The organism is Streptomyces nanshensis (genome assembly GCF_001751255.1).
Lineage (GTDB): Bacteria > Actinomycetota > Actinomycetes > Streptomycetales > Streptomycetaceae > Streptomyces > Streptomyces nanshensis_A.
In genome coordinates this window covers 296-3113 of record NZ_LJGW01000136.1, presented here as the reverse complement: position 1 = coordinate 3113, position 2818 = coordinate 296, and the positions used below count along the sequence as shown (strand labels likewise).

The window sequence follows — 2818 nt, the reverse complement described above, 5'->3', positions numbered from 1 at the left end:
TGCCGGGCGCGGGCGCGCACGCCTCCTCGCAGCGTGCCGCGGCCGCCGTCGCCGCCGCGCGCTCCGTCGTCGGCAGGCCGTATGTGTGGGGTGCGACCGGCCCCGCGTCCTTCGACTGCTCCGGGCTGACGCAGTGGGCGTACGGGCGGGCCGGCATCGCCATCCCGCGGACGTCGCAGGCGCAGCGCTCGGCGGGCCGGCAGGTGCCGATGAGTCAGGTGCGCCCCGGCGACCTCGTCGTCTACCGCGACGACGCGAGCCACGTCGGCATGTACGTCGGCGGCGGCCAGGTGGTGCACGCCCCGCACCCCGGAGCGGCCGTGCGCTACGACCCGGTGGACATGATGCCGGTCACCTCCGTGACCCGTCCCTGAGTGCGCCCGCGGGCACGCCCGTACGATCGTCCCCGTGGTGGTACGGGGAACGCGGTGTGACGCGGGGGACGGCGCGGTCCGCCGCCGCGCGCTGAGCGCGGTGGTGGCGGGCCTGCTGCTGTCGGCGGTGTGCGGCTGCGGCGCGGATGTGGAACCGGGCGGGGGAAGTCCCGAACGGGCCGCCGTACAGGACGTGCTGGACCGGCAGGCGTCGGCGGTGCGCAGCGGTGCGGAGCGCGGCTTCCTCGCGGCGGTCGATCCGCGCGAGGAGCGCTTCCGCACCGCGCAGCGGCGGGTGTTCGGGAATCTGCGCCGGCTGCCGCTGACCCAGTGGACCTACCGGGTCGCGGACGTGAAGCCGCTGGCGGCGGACAAGCCGGGCGAGAGTTCCGCCGGCCCGAGCGGCGACGGCGGCGGCGAGGCGGCCGGCGAGGACCGGAAGAGCAGCGGACCGGACGGCGGCGGAAGCCGTTTCGAGGCCGAGGTCCGGCTGCGCTACAAGCTGCGCGGCGACGACCTCTCGCCCGTCTCCGCCACCGAGCGCTTCACCTTCGTCGAGCGCGCCGGGAAGTGGTACATGACCGGCGAACTCCCCGGCAGCGAGCGGCAGTTGTGGGAGCAGGGCGAGATCGGCGTGGTGCGCGGCAAGCGGAGCCTGGTGCTGGGCGCGGACCGCAGCCGCGGGGCGCTCAAGGCGCTCGCCCGCAGCGCCGACCGTGCCGTCGCCCAGGTCGACCGCGAGTGGCCGCAGAGCTGGCCGCACCGCGTCGTCGTCGAATCCCCCTCCTCCGTACGGGACATGGCCCGGATTCTGGACGCGCCCTCCGCCTCCTACGAGGGCATCGCCGCCGTCACCACGGGAGAGGCGGGGGAGAACACCGACGCGCCCGCCGACCGCATCGTGGTCAACCCCGAGGCCTACGGGGCGCTGAGCGGCGAGGGCCAGCAGGTCGTCGTCACCCACGAGACGGTGCACGTCGCCAGCCGTACCCACACCAGCCGTGCCACGCCGCTGTGGCTCTCGGAGGGGTTTGCCGACTGGGTCGCCTACGGCGCCACCGACCGCAAGCCCGCGGAGGCCGCCGCGGAACTCGTCCGCGCCGCGGGAGAGCGGAAGCTGCCCCGCGAACTGCCCACCGACCGCGACTTCCGCTTCGGCAGCGAACCGGAGTCGCTGGGACGCGCCTACGAGAGCGGCTGGCTGGCCTGTCGCCTCATCGCGGAGGAGTGGGGCAAGGAGCGGCTGAAGAACCTGTATCTGCGCATCGGTTCGTCGCAGAAGCGCCAGTCCGCCGCCGTCGACGAGGCGATGCGGGGCGAACTGGGGCTGGGCACCGAGGAGTTCACGGAGCGCTGGCGCTCGTACGTACGGCAGGAGCTGTCGTGACGTCGTCCGCCGCGGACGCGCCCCCGGACCGCCGGGACCGTACGGACCGCTCCGGCGAACCGGACGCCGCGGGAGCCGTCGAGCGCCACAGCGCCCGGCAGGCCGACAGCGAGGCGGCGACGAGGAGTCCGTTGCGTACGGCCATCAGCAGCAGACCCAGCCAGTCGCTCGCCACGACATGGGCGAACCCCAGCGGGAACTCCAGCAGCGTCACCGCCGTGGCCGCGAGCGCCAGCAGCGCCGCGGGCGTCTGACAAGTCGCCCGCAGCGTCAGGCAGACCGCGGCGAGACCCACCAGCCAGATCATGTACTGCGGGCTGATGACGCGGCTCGTGGTGGTGAAAAGCAGCACGGCGGTCAGCGCGGCGTCCGCCGGCGTCGCGGACGTCCACTCCGCGGCCCGCAGCCGCCACAGCAGCAGCCACGCGAAGACGAGCACCGTCAGCACGATCGCGGCGTCGCTGACGAGGTGCACATACGGCCCGGCGAACTCCATCGAGCCGTAGTTGAGCAGCACTTGACCCTCCCAGCCGAACTGCCGCGCCACATGCAGCACGAGGGCGCCCAGCGACTCCACCTCGGTGCCCCTGCTGCCCTGGAAGCCGAGGAACGCGAACGCCCCCGGCATCGTCGCCGCGAAGAGCGCGGCCAAGGTGAGCGCGGTGACGAGCGCCGCCGTCCACACGGTGCGCGTGGAGCGGCCCCGCGCCGTACCGATCAGCAGCAGCGCGGGCCAGATCTTCAGCATCGCGCCGAAGCCGGCGAGCGCGCCCGCCGTACGGGGATGCCGCGCCGCGGCCAGCAGCGCGCCGACGGCGACGGCGGTGACCATCAGGTCGTAGCGCGCGTACGCGGTGGGACCCAGCAGCGTCACGCCCGCGATCCAGGCCCACACGCCCGCGCGGCTGCGCCCGGGACGCCCCGCGGGGCGCGCGGCGCGCAGCAGCAGCACGAGGACGACGGCGTCGGCCGCGCACGCCAGGCAGTAGAAGGCGGGGGCGTAGGAGAGGAAGGGCAGCAGCGCGGGGGAGAGGATCGCCAGCGCGGCCGCCGGAGG

At 74.7% G+C, this 2818-nt stretch carries 3 protein-coding genes; 2 read left to right on the top strand and 1 reads right to left on the bottom strand.

The genetic code is table 11. From position 1 onward, the window contains the following. Both AN218_RS07935 and AN218_RS07930 read left to right on the top strand, forming a co-directional pair. A partial coding sequence (locus AN218_RS07935) for a C40 family peptidase (RefSeq protein WP_141747507.1) occupies positions 1-374 on the top strand: 374 nt, incomplete at its 5' end. A 34-nt stretch (positions 375-408) separates the two neighbouring features. After that, entirely contained in the window at positions 409-1761 is a 1353-nt protein-coding gene (locus AN218_RS07930; RefSeq protein WP_244900338.1) for a hypothetical protein, read from the top strand. Here the strand turns inward: AN218_RS07930 and AN218_RS07925 are convergent. Beyond that, positions 1718-2818 (bottom strand): glycosyltransferase family 87 protein (locus AN218_RS07925; protein WP_070016053.1); only part of this gene is annotated, 1101 nt, incomplete at its 5' end. The genes AN218_RS07930 and AN218_RS07925 overlap by 44 nt on opposite strands.